This window comes from Streptomyces albidoflavus (genome assembly GCF_000719955.1).
Lineage (GTDB): Bacteria > Actinomycetota > Actinomycetes > Streptomycetales > Streptomycetaceae > Streptomyces > Streptomyces albidoflavus.
In genome coordinates this window covers 86,667-100,883 of sequence record NZ_JOII01000009.1, presented here as the reverse complement: position 1 = coordinate 100,883, position 14,217 = coordinate 86,667, and the positions used below count along the sequence as shown (strand labels likewise).

At 69.7% G+C, this 14,217-nt stretch carries 13 protein-coding genes; 8 read left to right on the top strand and 5 right to left on the bottom strand.

All coding sequences use genetic code 11. The features are described 5' to 3' along the window. Nucleotides 1-240 precede the first annotated feature (240 nt). Nucleotides 241-2,916 carry a transglycosylase domain-containing protein gene (locus IF45_RS0113040; RefSeq protein WP_242536796.1) on the top strand — a complete coding sequence of 892 codons (2,676 nt, stop codon included), beginning with the start codon at nt 241-243 and terminating at the stop codon, nt 2,914-2,916. A 122-nt stretch (nt 2,917-3,038) separates the two neighbouring features. Then, nucleotides 3,039-4,568, top strand: a complete 1,530-nt coding sequence (locus tag IF45_RS0113035; protein WP_026282397.1) for a glycosyltransferase family 87 protein — start codon at nt 3,039-3,041, stop codon at nt 4,566-4,568. 78 nt (nt 4,569-4,646) lie between these two features. On the opposite strand, the gene IF45_RS0113030 is transcribed toward IF45_RS0113035, so the two are convergent. The 3 genes from IF45_RS0113030 to IF45_RS0113020 form a co-directional block, all read right to left on the bottom strand. Further along, nucleotides 4,647-5,678 carry an alanine racemase gene (locus IF45_RS0113030; protein ID WP_003949397.1) on the bottom strand — a complete coding sequence of 344 codons (1,032 nt, stop codon included), beginning with the start codon at nt 5,676-5,678 and terminating at the stop codon, nt 4,647-4,649. An 88-nt stretch (nt 5,679-5,766) separates the two neighbouring features. After that, entirely contained in the window at nt 5,767-6,888 is a 1,122-nt protein-coding gene (locus IF45_RS0113025; protein WP_003949398.1) for a lipid II:glycine glycyltransferase FemX, read from the bottom strand. A 175-nt stretch (nt 6,889-7,063) separates the two neighbouring features. Next, nucleotides 7,064-7,378: a hypothetical protein gene (locus IF45_RS0113020; protein ID WP_003949399.1), complete on the bottom strand. Its 315-nt coding sequence runs from the start codon at nt 7,376-7,378 to the stop codon at nt 7,064-7,066. Nucleotides 7,379-7,681: 303 nt separating this feature from the next. Here IF45_RS0113020 and rpsF point away from each other — a divergent pair, with 303 nt between their 5' ends. The 4 genes from rpsF (at nt 7,682) to rplI (ending at nt 9,412) form a co-directional block, all read left to right on the top strand. Then, a complete protein-coding gene (rpsF, locus tag IF45_RS0113015; protein WP_003949400.1) occupies nt 7,682-7,972 on the top strand; it encodes a 30S ribosomal protein S6 in 291 nt (96 codons plus the stop codon). A 78-nt stretch (nt 7,973-8,050) separates the two neighbouring features. Next, nucleotides 8,051-8,644: a single-stranded DNA-binding protein gene (locus IF45_RS0113010; RefSeq protein WP_003949401.1), complete on the top strand. Its 594-nt coding sequence runs from the start codon at nt 8,051-8,053 to the stop codon at nt 8,642-8,644. Nucleotides 8,645-8,710: 66 nt separating this feature from the next. Next, nucleotides 8,711-8,947 carry a 30S ribosomal protein S18 gene (gene rpsR / locus IF45_RS0113005; RefSeq protein WP_003949403.1) on the top strand — a complete coding sequence of 79 codons (237 nt, stop codon included), beginning with the start codon at nt 8,711-8,713 and terminating at the stop codon, nt 8,945-8,947. 18 nt (nt 8,948-8,965) lie between these two features. Continuing rightward, the gene (gene rplI / locus IF45_RS0113000; protein ID WP_003949404.1) at nt 8,966-9,412 is read left to right on the top strand and encodes a 50S ribosomal protein L9; all 447 of its coding nucleotides are present in this window, start codon (nt 8,966-8,968) and stop codon (nt 9,410-9,412) included. Between the two features lie 137 nt (nt 9,413-9,549). Here the strand turns inward: rplI and IF45_RS0112995 are convergent, their stop codons facing one another. Then, nucleotides 9,550-10,887 (bottom strand): MATE family efflux transporter, encoded by a 1,338-nt coding sequence (locus IF45_RS0112995; protein WP_030307495.1) that lies wholly within the window; start codon nt 10,885-10,887, stop codon nt 9,550-9,552. 469 nt (nt 10,888-11,356) lie between these two features. Here IF45_RS0112995 and dnaB point away from each other — a divergent pair, with 469 nt between their 5' ends. Beyond that, nucleotides 11,357-12,826, top strand: coding sequence for a replicative DNA helicase (gene dnaB / locus IF45_RS0112990; protein WP_003949406.1), 1,470 nt, complete (start codon nt 11,357-11,359; stop codon nt 12,824-12,826). 24 nt (nt 12,827-12,850) lie between these two features. On the opposite strand, the gene IF45_RS0112985 is transcribed toward dnaB, so the two are convergent. Beyond that, nucleotides 12,851-13,420: a dihydrofolate reductase family protein gene (locus IF45_RS0112985; protein WP_030307493.1), complete on the bottom strand. Its 570-nt coding sequence runs from the start codon at nt 13,418-13,420 to the stop codon at nt 12,851-12,853. A gap of 156 nt (nt 13,421-13,576) precedes the next feature. Here IF45_RS0112985 and IF45_RS0112980 point away from each other — a divergent pair, with 156 nt between their 5' ends. Next, entirely contained in the window at nt 13,577-14,119 is a 543-nt protein-coding gene (locus IF45_RS0112980) for a DapH/DapD/GlmU-related protein (RefSeq protein WP_008408225.1), read from the top strand. Nucleotides 14,120-14,217 lie beyond the last annotated feature (98 nt).

Sequence of the window (14,217 nt, the reverse complement as noted above, 5' to 3'; positions counted from 1 at the left end):
TACCGGAGTTGCCTGATTTGAGGTGAACTTCGCCGCCCGGGTGGTTTTGACGGTGCGTAGTCTGTGCGGCATGCAGACCGCCGGGAACTATGGGGCGCCAGGTGGCGTCAGCAATAGGGGCGTGCCCGGACACCATGCGGAAGACCGCCGCCATGAGGAGTGTCCAGGCGTCGGGGGGACCGACAATCAGCTGCCGTTCCAGGCGCGCGAATCCGCGCTTGCCCGAGGAGTAGTCGTTCGATGAGCGAGCATCGTCGCAAACCGCCGCCGCAGCAGGGTGGCGGACGAGCTGCCGCCCGGCGTAGCCAGTCAGGCCGCCGTGCCGCGCCGCGTGGCGCCTCTCATGCGCCTTCCGCCTCGTTCGCCTCCGAGGGCGAGGAGCGCCCCTACGGAGGCCGCGCCGAGGCGCGCCGGGCGGCCAAGGGCGGCCGTCGCAGGGCAGCCGACCACAGCGCCGGACACGGTGCCGGAGCGGGCGGCGGCCGTCGTGGTGGCGGGGGCGGGGCCGAAGGCGGACGTGGCCGTGGCCGCGGACGGGAGCCGGAGAAGAAGCGCTTCATCGACTACCCGCGCGCGGGGAAGTACGGCTGGCGCCGCTTCGTGCCCTCCTGGAAGCAGGTCACCGGCACCTGTCTCGGCTTCTTCGGCCTGCTGCTGGCGACGGCCGGCATAGGCCTGTGGATGGTGCAGATCCCGGACGCGCAGAAGACGGCCAACGTCCAGAAGAACGTCTACTACTGGTCCGACAACACCCAGATGGTCATCGCGGGCGGCGGTGACAGGAACCGCCAGATTGTAGACATCGAAGAAATCCCCGAGTCTATGCAGAACGCGGTGGTCGCCGCGGAGAACGCCACCTTCTGGGAGGACAACGGCGTCGACCCGATGGGCATCGCCCGCGCCGTCTTCAACATGGCGATGGGCGGCAGCACCCAGAGTGGTTCGACCATCACCCAGCAGTACGTCAAGAACACGTACCTCAGCCAGGAGCAGACGCTCAAGCGCAAGTTCACCGAACTGCTGATCTCGGTGAAGGTGGGGGGTGTCGAGTCCAAGCAGACGATTCTCGCGGGCTACCTGAACACCGCCTACTACGGCCGGGGCGCCTACGGCATCGAAGCGGCGTCGCGCGCCTACTACGGCAAGCCCGCTCTCGAGCTCGACACCACCGAGTCGGCGTTCCTCGCGGCCACCCTCAACGGCCCGAACCTCTACGACCCGGCGGGCGGCCAGGGCCCCGGTGCCTCGGCGAAGGAGAACACCGAGCGGGCGACGCTCCGCTGGAAGTTCGCGCTGCGCCGCATGGTGGAGATCGGCAAGCTGGACCAGTCCACGCGCCAGGACATCCTGGACAAGGGCTTCCCCATGCCCAATCCGCCCAAGCCCGCGACCAACAAGGCCGGCCAGATCGGCTACCTGACCGACCTGGCCGACAACTACATCGTCGCCAACACCACCCTCAGCCGGACCGAGCTGGACCGGGGCGGCTACAAGATCCACACCACCTTCGACAAGAAGAAGATGGCGGCCCTCACCAAGGCCGTCGACAAGGTGGAGAAGGCGAACATCGACCCGAAGAAGCGGCCCAAGACGGACAAGTACGTCCAGTTCGGTGGCGCTTCGGTCGAGCCCAAGACCGGCAAGATCAAGGCGATCTACGGCGGCTCCGACGCCACGGTCCACTTCACCAACAACGCCGACTACACCGGCGTCCAGGTCGGCTCCACCTTCAAGCCCTTCGTCCTCTCGGCCGCCATGGAGTACGGCATCCGGAACCCGGACCTGCCGCCCGAGCAAACGCCTGAACAGCGAACGATCGTGTCGCCGAAGAGCATCTACGACGGCGACAACAAGCTGAAGGTGAAGAACTACGACGGCACCATCTGGCACAACGAGAAGGACGAGGAGTGGCATCAGCGCAACGACGGCGATGAGTCGAAGGGCGACATCGACCTGAGGACCGCGATGCAGTTCTCGACCAACACGCCCTACATCCAGCTCGCCATGGACGTCGGCCTCGACAAGGTCCGCGAGACCGCCGAGGCGGCCGGGATCAAGAAGGACAACCTCCCCGGCTGGCGCAGCCCCTCCTTCGCGCTCGGCACCTCGGCGCCGAGCGCCATCCGGCTCGCCGGGGCGTACGCGACCTACGCGGCCAGCGGCAAGCAGGTGGACCCGTACTCGGTGGAGTCCATCGAGGGCAAGGACGGCGAGGTCTGGAACCACGACTCCGTCGCCAAGGTGAAGCAGGGCATCCCGGCGGATGTCGCGGACAACGTCACCGACGTCCTGCGTACCGTCGTCCAGGAGGGCACGGGCACGGCCGCCAAGCCGGTCGACGCCCAGTGGCCGACGGCCGGCAAGACCGGTACGACCGACGGCAACAAGTCCGCCTGGTTCGCCGGTTACACCCGGCAGCTCTCCACCGCCATCGGCATGTTCCGCGTGGACGACCAGGCGAAGAACCAGAAGTTCCTGGAGATGTACGGGACCGGCGGTCAGGAGTCGATCCACGGTGCCTCGTTCCCGGCCGAGATCTGGACCGAGTACATGCTGTCGGCGATGAAGGGCAAGAGCCCCCAGCAGTTCCCGGAGCCGTCCGAGCTGGGCACGATCGTCGGCGAGCCGACGCCCACCCCGACCCCGACGCCGACCGAGACGGAGCAGGAGGAGTCCCCGGACCCGACGCCGACCACGGAGGCGCCGCCGGAGACGCCGGACCCCGATCCCACCACGACCTGCCGGCCGCTGGACTGGGAGTGCCGCCAGAACGAGAACGGCGGCAACGAGAACGGGGGCAACGAGAACGGCGGTTCGGGTGACCCAGGTGGGGGCCAGCCCACCACGGAATCGCCACCGGAGGAAGGCGAGACCGAGGGGAACGACAACGGCGGATCGTGGTTCGGCAACAACTAGCCGGGCTCCCCGCGTCATGTTTCACGTGAAACCACATGTTTCACGTGAAACGGAGGGCCGTCGCACCAACGGGTGCGGCGGCCCTCCCGGCGTTCCGGGGGCCATGGGGCAGGATGGCGCCCATGCCCAGCCCAGAGACGACACGTGCCGACGCGCCGCAGCGCGACACCGTGCAGCCGACCCGGCAGGACGAAGTGGCCGCCGCCGGCTCCGAGCTGATCGGCGGCCCCGCCGGGAGACGCGTCCTGGCCGGCGGTTCCTGGTGGTCGCCGGTCCGCGTGATCGCCCTGGTCATGATCGGCATGTTCGCCCTCGGCATGGTGCAGAAGCTGCCCTGCTACAACGGCGCCTGGTTCTTCGGCGCCGGTGCCCAGTACACCCACGCCTGCTACTCCGACATCCCCCACCTCTTCCAGGGCCGGGGGTTCGCCGACGGGCTGGTCCCGTACTTCGACCGGCTGCCGGGCGACATGCAGTTCCTGGAGTACCCGGTGCTGACCGGCGTCTTCATGGAGGTGGCCTCCTGGTTCACCCCCGGCTCCGGTTCGCTCGTCGAGCGTGAGCAGATCTACTGGCTGATCAACGCCGGGATGCTGATGGCCTGCGCCGCCGTGATCGCCGTCTGCGTCGCGCGCACCCACCGGCGCCGCCCCTGGGACGCCCTGCTGGTCGCACTGGCGCCCGCGATGGCGCTGACGGCGACCATCAACTGGGACCTGCTGGCCGTCGCCCTGACCGCCGCCGCGCTCTTCCTCTGGTCCCGCGAGCGGCCGCTCGCCTTCGGCGTCCTCCTCGGGCTTGCCACCGCCGCCAAGCTCTACCCGGCGCTGATCCTCGGCCCGCTCTTCCTGCTCTGCTGGCGGGCGGGGAAGTGGCGGGCCTTCGGCACCGCGCTCGCCGGAGCTGCGGGGGCCTGGCTGGTGGTCAACGGGCCGGTGATGATCGGCGCCTTCGAGGGCTGGTCGAAGTTCTACACGTTCAGCGAGGAACGCGGCGTGGACTTCGGCTCCTTCTGGCTGGTGCTCTCCCAGAACTCCGACCAGCCGCTGGCGACGGAGACGGTCAACACCCTGGCGACCCTGCTGATGGTCCTGGCGTGCGCGCTGATCGCCGTCCTGGTCCTCATGGCGCCCCGCCGCCCCCGGCTGGCGCAGGTGGCCTTCCTCGTCGTCGCGGCCTTCATCCTCACCAACAAGGTCTACTCGCCGCAGTACGTGCTCTGGCTCATCCCGCTGGCCGCTCTCGCCCGGCCCCGGTGGCGTGACTTCCTGATCTGGCAGAGCTGCGAGGTGCTGTACTACTTCGGCATCTGGATGTACCTCGCCTACACCAGCAGCGGCGACGCCCAGCGCGGCCTGCCGCTGGAGGGGTACCACCTGGCGATCTGCCTGCACCTCGCCGGGACGCTCTACCTCTGCGCCGTCGTCGTCCGGGACGCGCTGCTGCCCGAGCGGGACGTGGTGCGGCGAGACGGGGACGACGATCCCTCGGGCGGGGTGCTGGACGGTGCCCCGGACCGGTTCGTCCTCGGCTACGCGGCCCATCCCCCGCAGCACGCCGCCCACTTCAGCCGCCCGGTGGTGCGCTGGGGCGCCGGGCAGAGCGTCGGGGAGGGCCTCGGCGCGGGCGGCCCGGCGACGCCCGGCTCCTGACCGTCCCGCACCACGCCAGAGGCCCCTGGCGTCCCTCACGGGACGGCCAGGGGCCTCTTCACGTACGGGGCGGCCGGCTCAGCGCTCGACGACCCGGTCGTACTGCGTGGTGGTGTGCCGCAGATGGGCGACCAGTTCGTCGCCGACCTGGGGCGCCGGGGCGTCGGCGGGGACGAAGAGGATCGACACCTGCATGTGCGGGGGCTCGGCGAACCAGCGCTGCTTGCCCGCCCAGACGAAGGGCGAGAGGTTCCGGTTGACCGTCGCGAGACCCGCGCGGGCGACGCCCTTGGCGCGGGGCATCACCCCGTGCAGGGCCTTCGGCGACTCCAGGCCCACGCCGTGCGAAGTACCGCCGGCGACCACCACCAGGTAGCCGTCACCGGCCGCCTTCTGCTGGCGGTAGCCGAAGCGGTCGCCCTTGGAGACCTGGGTGACGTCCAGCACCGCCCCGCGGTACTCGGTCGCCTCCTCGTCGCCCAGCCAGAGCCGGGTGCCGATCCGGGCGCGGAACCGCGTCTGCGGGAACTGCTGCTGGAGCCGGGCGAGCTCGCTGGACTTCAGGTGGCTGACGAACATGGTGTGCAGCGGCAGGCGGTGGGCGCGCAGGCGGTCCATCCAGGCGATGACCTCCTCGACGGCGTCCGTGCCGTCGGTGCGATCCAGCGGCAGGTGGATGGCGAAGCCCTCCAGCCGGACGTCCTCGATGGCCGCGTGGAGCTTCGGCAGGTCCTCCTCGCTCACGCCGTGGCGCTTCATCGAGGACATCACCTCGATGACCACGCGGGCGCCGACCAGGCCGTGCACCCCGTCCACCGAGGAGACCGAGCGGATGACCCGGTCCGGCAGCGGAACCGGCTCCTCGCCGCGCCGGAACGGCGTCAGCACGAGCAGGTCGCCGCTGAACCAGTCCTTGATCCGGGCCGCCTCGTAGGTGGTGCCCACGGCGAGGATGTCGGAGCCGAAGCGGATCGCCTCCTCGGCCAGCCGCTCGTGCCCGAAGCCGTACCCGTTGCCCTTGCAGACGGGGACGATGCCCGGGAACTGCTCGCGCACCTGGTGGTGGTGATCCCGCCAGCGCGCGGTGTCGACGTACAGCGTGAGCGCCATGGCCGGTCCGGAGCCTTCCTGTGTCAGTCGTGGTGCGGCGGGGCGGCCGATGCGCCCCGCCGGATGAATTGTGCCGTGCCCGCCGGGGTCAGCGGCGGGACATGTAGATGTCGAGCGCCTTGTGGAGGAGCTTGTTGAGCGGGAAGTCCCATTCGCCGAGGTACTCGGCAGCCTGCCCACCGGTGCCGACCTTGAACTGGATGAGGCCGAAGAGGTGGTCCGACTCGTCCAGCGAGTCGGAGATGCCGCGCAGGTCGTAGACGGTGGCGCCGAGCGCGTAGGCGTCGCGGAGCATCCGCCACTGCATGGCGTTGGAGGGGCGGACCTCGCGCTTGTGGTTGGCGGAGGCGCCGTAGGAGTACCAGACGTGGCCGCCGACGACCAGCATGGTGGCCGCCGCGACGTTCTCGCCCTCGTGACGGGCGAAGTACAGCCGCATCCGGTTGGGGTCCTCGTTGTTCAGCGCCGTCCACATGCGCTGGAAGTAGCCGAGGGGGCGCGGGCGGAAGCGGTCGCGCTCGGCCGTGACCTCGTAGAGGCGCTGCCACTCCTCCAGGTCCTGGTAGCCGCCCTGGACGACCTCGACGCCGGCCTTCTCGGCCTTCTTGATGTTGCGCCGCCAGAGCTGGTTGAAGCCCTTGTGGACGTCCTCCAGCGAACGGTTGGCGAGCGGGACCTGGAAGACGTACCGCGGCTGGACGTCGCCGAAGCCCGCGCCGCCGTCCTCGCCCTGCTGCCACCCCATGCGCCGCAGCCGGTCCGCCACCTCGAAGGCGCGCGGCTCGATGAAGTCCGCCTCCACGTCCCGCAGGCGCTTGACGTCCGGGTCCTGGATGCCCTTCTTGATGCTGGCGGCCTCCCAGCGCCGGATGATCACCGGCGGGCCCATCTTCACCGAGAAGGCGCCCTGCTGCTTGAGGTGGGCCAGCATCGGCTGGAGCCACTCCTCCAGATGGGGCGAGAACCAGTTGATCACCGGGCCCTCGGGGAGGTACGCCAGGTACCGCTTGATCTTGGGGAGCTGGCGGTAGAGCACGAGGCCGGCGCCGACCATCTCGCCGGTCCGGTCGTCGAACCAGCCCAGGCTCTCCGAGCGCCACTCCGCTTTGACGTCCGCCCAGGCAGGGACCTGCATGTGGCTGGCCGCGGGCAGTGTCTGGATGTACGCCAGATGCTGCTCACGGCTGATGGTCCTGAGGGTCAGACTCATTCGGGGCGCTCCTCGGGCTGGTGTGTCCCCATGGGGTCAGGGGCTCCGGCTCTCGCGCGAAGCCTACTTCGCCGGTGATCGCCCCGGTCGGGCCGCCACCGAATCGGCCGGGACGCACCGCCGGCCGGGGGACCGTCCCGTCGTGGAACGGTCCCCCGGCCGGAAGGCGGCGGCGTCAGGTGATCACGCCGCCGAACAGTCCACCGTGGGCGACGCCCAGGTAGAAGCCGATGGCGGAGGCGCCGAGGCCCACGATGAGGAGCGTGCGCTCCCGGGTCGTCTCGGAGATGAACTGGCCGTAGGCGCCGGTGAGGATGCCCACCAGGCCGGCCCACGAACTGATCAGGTGCAGATGGTGGAATCCCGCCGTGACCAGGGCCAGCGCCCCGAGCACCAGGGTCACCACCATCAGCGAGTCCTGGAGCGGATGGGGCTTGCCGTCGGTGGCGAAGAGGGAACCAGCTGTCTTCGGACGCGTCGTCTGGGCCATTACGGCACCTCCTGCGGAAGCGGCGCTCACCTCGGTGCGGGGCACCGGTGCTGCGCATCCGGTGCCGAAGCACCCGATATACCCAGATTGCGGGCATCGGCGGCCGGATTTCAACCGGAAGCGGTCGTGCGGGTACTGTGTACCGTCTGCACCGGTGTCTGCCCAGATCCTGGATCACCCGCTCACCACGGCTCCCGCTCGCGGGGTCCGCCGTCAGCGGTGGCCGATACCGTTGCGCTCGCATCAAGACCCTCCTGCCACGGAACGACCGTGGCCGCTGAGTCCAAAGGAGGTGGGTTCTACATGCGTCACTACGAGGTGATGGTCATCCTCGACCCCGATCTGGAGGAGCGCTCCGTCGCCCCCCTGATCGAGAACTTCCTCTCCGTCGTCCGCGAGGCCGACGGAAAGGTCGAGAAGGTCGACACCTGGGGCCGTCGTCGTCTGTCGTACGAGATCAAGAAGAAGCCCGAGGGCATCTACTCGGTGATCGACCTCCAGGCCGAGCCTGCGGTCGTCAAGGAACTCGACCGCCAGATGAACCTGAACGAGTCGGTCCTGAGGACCAAGGTCCTCCGCCCCGAGACCCACTGAGCTTCTTCCGCTCAGTAGTTCCACTCGGGCTCCGAGTAGCAGCCAGCAGCCAGCAGCAAACCCGCCGAGAGGTACCCCATGGCAGGCGAGACCGTTATCACGGTGGTCGGCAATCTTGTCGACGACCCCGAGCTGCGCTTCACCCCGTCCGGTGCGGCGGTCGCGAAGTTCCGCGTCGCGTCCACTCCCCGCACCTTCGACCGTCAGACCAACGAGTGGAAGGACGGCGAGAGCCTCTTCCTCACCTGCTCGGTCTGGCGTCAGGCGGCGGAGAACGTCGCCGAGTCGCTCCAGCGAGGCATGCGCGTCATCGTGCAGGGCCGGCTGAAGCAGCGGTCCTACGAGGACCGTGAGGGCATCAAGCGCACGGTCTACGAGCTGGACGTCGACGAGGTCGGCGCCAGCCTGCGGAACGCCACGGCCAAGGTCACCAAGACCACCGGTCGCGGTGGCCAGGGTGGTTACAGCGGCGGCGGGGGTGGCGGCGGCCAGCAGGGCGGCTGGGGCGGCGGCCCCGGCGGTGGCCAGCAGCAGGGCGGCGGCGGTGCTCCCGCCGACGACCCCTGGGCCACCAGTGCGCCTTCCGGCGGCGGCCAGCAGCAGGGTGGCGGCGGCGGCTGGGGCGGTAGCTCCGGCGGCGGTGGCGGCTACTCGGACGAGCCCCCCTTCTAGGACGCTCCGCGTCCGCGAGGGATCAGGGTTCGCCACCACACTTCTTGATCACACAGGAGAAACACCATGGCTAAGCCGCCTGTGCGCAAGCCTAAGAAGAAGGTCTGCGCGTTCTGCAAGGACAAGGTCACGTACGTGGACTACAAGGACACGAACATGCTGCGGAAGTTCATTTCCGACCGCGGCAAGATCCGTGCCCGCCGCGTGACCGGCAACTGCACGCAGCACCAGCGTGACGTCGCCACGGCTGTGAAGAACAGCCGTGAGATGGCGCTGCTGCCCTACACGTCGACCGCGCGATAAGGGAAGGGTGACCGAATCATGAAGATCATCCTCACCCACGAGGTCTCCGGCCTCGGTGCGGCCGGCGACGTCGTCGACGTCAAGGACGGCTACGCCCGTAACTACCTGGTCCCGCGTGGTTTCGCGATCCGCTGGACCAAGGGTGGCGAGAAGGACGTCGAGCAGATTCGTCGTGCTCGCAAGATCCACGAGATCGCCACCATCGAGCAGGCCAACCAGGTCAAGGCCGAGCTCGAGGGCGTCAAGGTCCGCCTGAGCACCCGCTCCGGCGAGGCCGGCCGCCTCTTCGGTTCCGTCACGCAGGCCGACATCGCCGCGGCGATCTCGGCCGCCGGTGGCCCGAAGGTCGACAAGCGTCGCATCGAGCTGGACGCGCCGATCAAGTCGCTGGGCGCGCACTCCGCGTCCGTGCGTCTGCACCCCGAGGTCGCCGCCAAGGTGAACGTCGAGGTCGTCGCCGCCTGATCAGCGATCTGGCAGCGTGAAGCGGAGGGCCGCACCCGTCAGGGGTGCGGCCCTCCGTCGTGTGGTGGCCCGATGTTTCACGTGAAACATCGGGCTTGGGGGTCTCCGGCCGGTTCAGTGAGGTTTCACGTGAAACATCACCTGCTGGCGCCGGTGACCAGCCACCGCCCCGACCTCGTACGGAGGCCCAGGGTGACCGCGCGGGTGGCCATCATCAGCGTCATGGCGCCCCAGACCGCGGTGAGGCCGCCGCCCCAGCTGGGGATCAGCAGGGCGAAGGGCGTGAAGATCGCCAGGGTCAGCAGCATGGCCCAGGCGAGGTACGGCCCGTCGCCCGCTCCCATCAGGACCCCGTCGAGGACGTAGACGATGCCGGAGAGGGGCTGGCAGAGGGCGACCACCACGAGGGCGGGGAGGGCCGCGTCCTTCACGGCTCCGTCGCTCGTGAACAGGGGGATGAAGAGCGGGCGGGAGACGATCACCAGGACGCCCAGGACGATGCCGGAGCCGATGCCCCACTCGACCATGCGTCGGCAGACGGCCTTGGCACCCGCGCTGTCCCCGGCGCCCAGGTAGCGCCCGATGATCGCCTGGCCGGCGATGGCGATGGCGTCCATGGCGAAGGCGAGCAGACTCCACAGGGAGAGGATGATCTGGTGGGCAGCGATCTCCGTGTCGCCGAGGCGGGCCGCCACCGCCGTCGCGATCATCAGGACGGCCCGCAGCGACAGGGTCCGGATCAGCAGCGGAGCCCCGGCCTGTGCCGAGGCGCGGATGCCGGCCGCGTCCGGCCTGAGCGACGCCCCGTGCTTGCGGGCGCCGCGGACGACGACCACCAGGTAGACGGCGGCCATGCCGCACTGGGCGATGACCGTGCCCCAGGCCGAGCCCGCGATGCCGAGTCCGGCGCCGTAGACCAGGACGACGTTGAGGATCGCGTTGGCGACGAAGCCGCCGATGGCGACGTAGAGCGGGGTGCGGGTGTTCTGGAGGCCGCGGAGGACGCCCGTGGCGGCCAGGACGACGAGCATCGCGGGGATGCCGAACGAGGAGATGCGCAGGTACGTCACCGCGTACGGGGCGGCCGTCTCGGAGGCCCCGAAGAGGTCGATGAGGGCGGGGGCGGTCGGCAGGACCACCGCGATGACGGCGGCGCCCAGGAGCAGCGCCAGCCAGATGCCGTCCATGCCCTGGCGGATGGCGGCGGAGAGTTCGCCCGCGCCGACACGGCGGGCGACGGCGCCGGTGGTGGCGTAGGCGAGGAAGACGAAGATGCTGACCGCGGTGGTCAGCAGGGCGGAGGCGACGGCGAGTCCGGCGAGTTGCGCGGTGCCCAGGTGGCCGATGATCGCGCTGTCCGCCATCACGAAGAGGGGTTCGGCGACGAGGGCTCCGAAGGCGGGTACGGCGAGGGCGACGATCTCGCGGTCGTGCTGACGGCGATGGTGCTTGGCCTGCGGAGCTGCCTTGGTCATGGCGCCCAATGTAATCATCCACAGGTAATAGATGCAATGCCGTTGGGCTCCTTACGTGTGGCCAGGTTGCGGGTCGGCGGGCAACGGTTTGGCGACGATCTCGCGCGAGTTGGGGAAGTTTTTCTCCTGCACAGCCAGCGGACGGCGAAACGCCAGGTCAGCGCTAGGATGTCGGAGCCCCTGAGGGGTTGTTCACAGCGCTGTCCACGGAGGCGTGCACAGGTTTCGACGAGTTCTCCACAGCATTGGGTCGATCATCCACAGGGCCTGTGGATAACCAGATTGGCTGACGGTGCCGACGGGCCTACCGTGGTCCGGCGACCCACCCGCGTGCGGCCCGGGTTCCGACTGAGGAATCTCGCGACTCCGACGCGTCAGATGAGGGGTTGGGCCTCTCGCTTTGTCAGTGTCGGGCCGTACGGAAGCGCGCACGGCGAGGTCCGCTCGGCGGACGGATGGAGGCGGCACGGTGAGTATCTCCGAGCCCTTGGACGACCCGTGGGCGGCGGACGCCGGACCCGGTGACCGGCTGCCGGCCTCCCGGCGCCGGGGCAAGGGCAACGACGGAGGTCGTGACCGCGACGGCGACAACTGGGAGGGCGGCGGGGCGACCGCGTTCGAGCGCGTGCCCCCGCAGGACCTCGACGCCGAGCAGTCGGTCCTCGGCGGCATGCTCCTCTCCAAGGACGCCATCGCCGACGTGGTGGAGATCCTCAAGGGCAACGACTTCTACCGCCCGGCCCACGAGACGATCTACCAGGCCATCCTCGACCTGTACGCCAAGGGCGAGCCGGCCGACCCGATCACCGTCGCCGCCGAGCTGACCAAGCGCGGCGAGATCACCAAGGTCGGCGGCGCCCCCTACCTCCACACCGTCGTGCAGACGGTGCCCACCGCGGCCAACGCCGAGTACTACGCGGAGATCGTCCACGAGCGGGCGGTGCTCCGCCGGCTCGTGGAGGCGGGCACCAAGATCACGCAGATGGGATACGCCGCCGACGGCGACGTCGACGAGATCGTCAACAGCGCGCAGGCGGAGATCTACGCCGTCACCGAGCAGCGGACCTCCGAGGACTACCTGCCGCTCGGCGACATCATGGAGGGGGCGCTCGACGAGATCGAGGCGATCGGCTCCCGCAGCGGCGAGATGACGGGCGTGCCCACCGGGTTCACCGACTTCGACTCGCTCACCAACGGCCTGCACCCCGGCCAGATGATCGTCATCGCCGCCCGTCCCGCCATGGGTAAGTCCACGCTCGCCCTGGACTTCGCCCGGGCCGCCTCGATCCAGAACAACCTGCCCAGCGTGGTCTTCTCCCTGGAGATGGGCCGCAACGAGATCGCCATGCGCCTGCTGTCGGCCGAGGCCCGGGTCGCCCTCCACCACATGCGCTCCGGCACGATGACCGACGAGGACTGGACGCGGCTCGCCCGCCGTATGCCCGACGTGTCGGCCGCGCCGCTCTACATCGACGACTCCCCGAACCTGTCGATGATGGAGATCCGCGCCAAGTGCCGCCGGCTCAAGCAGCGCAACGACCTCAAACTCGTCGTCATCGACTACCTCCAGCTGATGCAGTCCGGCGGCTCCAAGCGCGCCGAGAGCCGTCAGCAGGAGGTCTCGGACATGTCCCGAAACCTCAAGCTCCTCGCCAAGGAGCTGGAGATCCCGGTCATCGCGCTCTCCCAGCTGAACCGTGGCCCCGAGCAGCGCACCGACAAGAAGCCGATGGTCTCCGACCTCCGCGAGTCCGGCTCCATCGAGCAGGACGCCGACATGGTGATCCTGCTCCACCGCGAGGACGCGTACGAGAAGGAGTCCCCGCGCGCCGGCGAGGCCGACCTGATCGTGGCGAAGCACCGTAACGGCCCCACGGCCACCATCACCGTCGCCTTCCAGGGCCACTACAGCCGGTTCGTCGACATGGCGCACGGCTGAGGCGAGCCGCGTGGGCGCCGTCGCTCAGCGCCTCGTCTCGTACCTGGTCAGGACGGTGCCGCCGGGGAACGTCCGGGTCTCCAGCAGGTTCAGGCTCACCCAGCCGTCCAGCGGGCCGAAGAACGGTGTACCGCCGCCGACCAGCACCGGGTGGGTGGCGATCGCGTACTCGTCGATCAGCCCGGCGCGCATGGCCGCCGCGGCCAGCGTCGCGCCGCCGATCTGCAGCGGGGCACCGTCCCCGGCCTTGAGGCGGGTGATCTCGGCGAGCGCGTCGCCCGTGACCAGGCGGGTGTTCCAGTCGAGCGGGCCGTCGAGCGTCGAGGAGAAGACCACCTTCGGTGTGGACCGCCAGTTCCGCGCGAAGGCGATCTCCGCCGGGGTGGCGTCGGGCTGCTGGTCGCCGGTGGGCCAGTAGGCGCTCATCGTCTCCCACAGCTTGCGGCCGTACAGCGTCAGGCCGCTCGCCTGCTCCTGGTCGAGCCACCACTGGAACAGCTCGTCGCTGGGTGGTCCGCTCCAGCCGATGTCGTCGCCGGGCGCGGCGATGTAGCCGTCCAGGGACAGGTTCATGCCGTAGATCAGTTTTCGCACGGCCCAGCCTTCCGTCGACCCGGGCGGGCCGACCGGCCTCGCCCCGACGGGCATACCACGGGCCGGGGACAATCGCGGGCGACAAGCCCGGGAGGCCACCGGGAACGCCCAGTTCACGCGAGATCGCCGGGCCGCGCGCTGGTAGCCTGCTCGGCCATGGCCGACGACCGCCTCATGCGCATCCACAGTGACGAGTTCCGGGCGATGTCCGAGCGGGTCCTGCGGGCCACCGAGTTGACCTCGCGGCTGAACGTCCTGCCGTTCGAGGACGAGGCGGGCAAGGCCGAGCTGTTCGAGCGCATCCTCGGCCGGCCGCTGCCCGCCAGGACCACGATCTACCCGCCCTTCTACACCGACCACGGCCTCCACCTGGAGCTGGCCGAGCGGGTGTTCATCAACCAGAACTGCACCTTCCTGGATTACGCGGGCATCCGGCTCGGCGAGCGCGTGATGGTCGGCCCGAAGGCCACCTTCATCACCCTCGGGCATCCGGTCGACCCCGGGGCGCGGCGGGAGTGGCTGAGCGGCGGCCCCATCGACGTGGCGGAGAACGTGTGGATCGGCGCCGGAGCCACGATCCTGCCCGGCGTCAGCATCGGCCGGGACGCCGTGGTCGCCGCGGGCGCGGTGGTGGCCGAGGACGTTCCGCCGGCCACCCTGGTGACCGGCCCGAAGGCGACCGTCAACCGGCAGTGGTGAGGCGCGCCGGGGCCCCGGCGCGCCGAAAAGACATGGCAGCCCGCCGGAGGAACTCGTAGCCTGTCGCGGTCCGACGGCCCGGGCCCGGGCCGGGAAGC

Bases quoted from the DNA above. Each gene is read 5' to 3' on its own strand.
- IF45_RS0113040 (WP_242536796.1), top strand. From the start codon at position 241: ATGAGCGAGCATCGTCGCAAACCGCCGCCGCAGCAGGGTGGCGGACGA.
- IF45_RS0113035 (WP_026282397.1), top strand. From the start codon at position 3,039: ATGCCCAGCCCAGAGACGACACGTGCCGACGCGCCGCAGCGCGACACC.
- IF45_RS0113030 (WP_003949397.1), bottom strand. From the start codon at position 5,678: ATGGCGCTCACGCTGTACGTCGACACCGCGCGCTGGCGGGATCACCAC.
- IF45_RS0113025 (WP_003949398.1), bottom strand. From the start codon at position 6,888: ATGAGTCTGACCCTCAGGACCATCAGCCGTGAGCAGCATCTGGCGTAC.
- IF45_RS0113020 (WP_003949399.1), bottom strand. From the start codon at position 7,378: ATGGCCCAGACGACGCGTCCGAAGACAGCTGGTTCCCTCTTCGCCACC.
- rpsF (WP_003949400.1), top strand. From the start codon at position 7,682: ATGCGTCACTACGAGGTGATGGTCATCCTCGACCCCGATCTGGAGGAG.
- IF45_RS0113010 (WP_003949401.1), top strand. From the start codon at position 8,051: ATGGCAGGCGAGACCGTTATCACGGTGGTCGGCAATCTTGTCGACGAC.
- rpsR (WP_003949403.1), top strand. From the start codon at position 8,711: ATGGCTAAGCCGCCTGTGCGCAAGCCTAAGAAGAAGGTCTGCGCGTTC.
- rplI (WP_003949404.1), top strand. From the start codon at position 8,966: ATGAAGATCATCCTCACCCACGAGGTCTCCGGCCTCGGTGCGGCCGGC.
- IF45_RS0112995 (WP_030307495.1), bottom strand. From the start codon at position 10,887: ATGACCAAGGCAGCTCCGCAGGCCAAGCACCATCGCCGTCAGCACGAC.
- IF45_RS0112980 (WP_008408225.1), top strand. From the start codon at position 13,577: ATGGCCGACGACCGCCTCATGCGCATCCACAGTGACGAGTTCCGGGCG.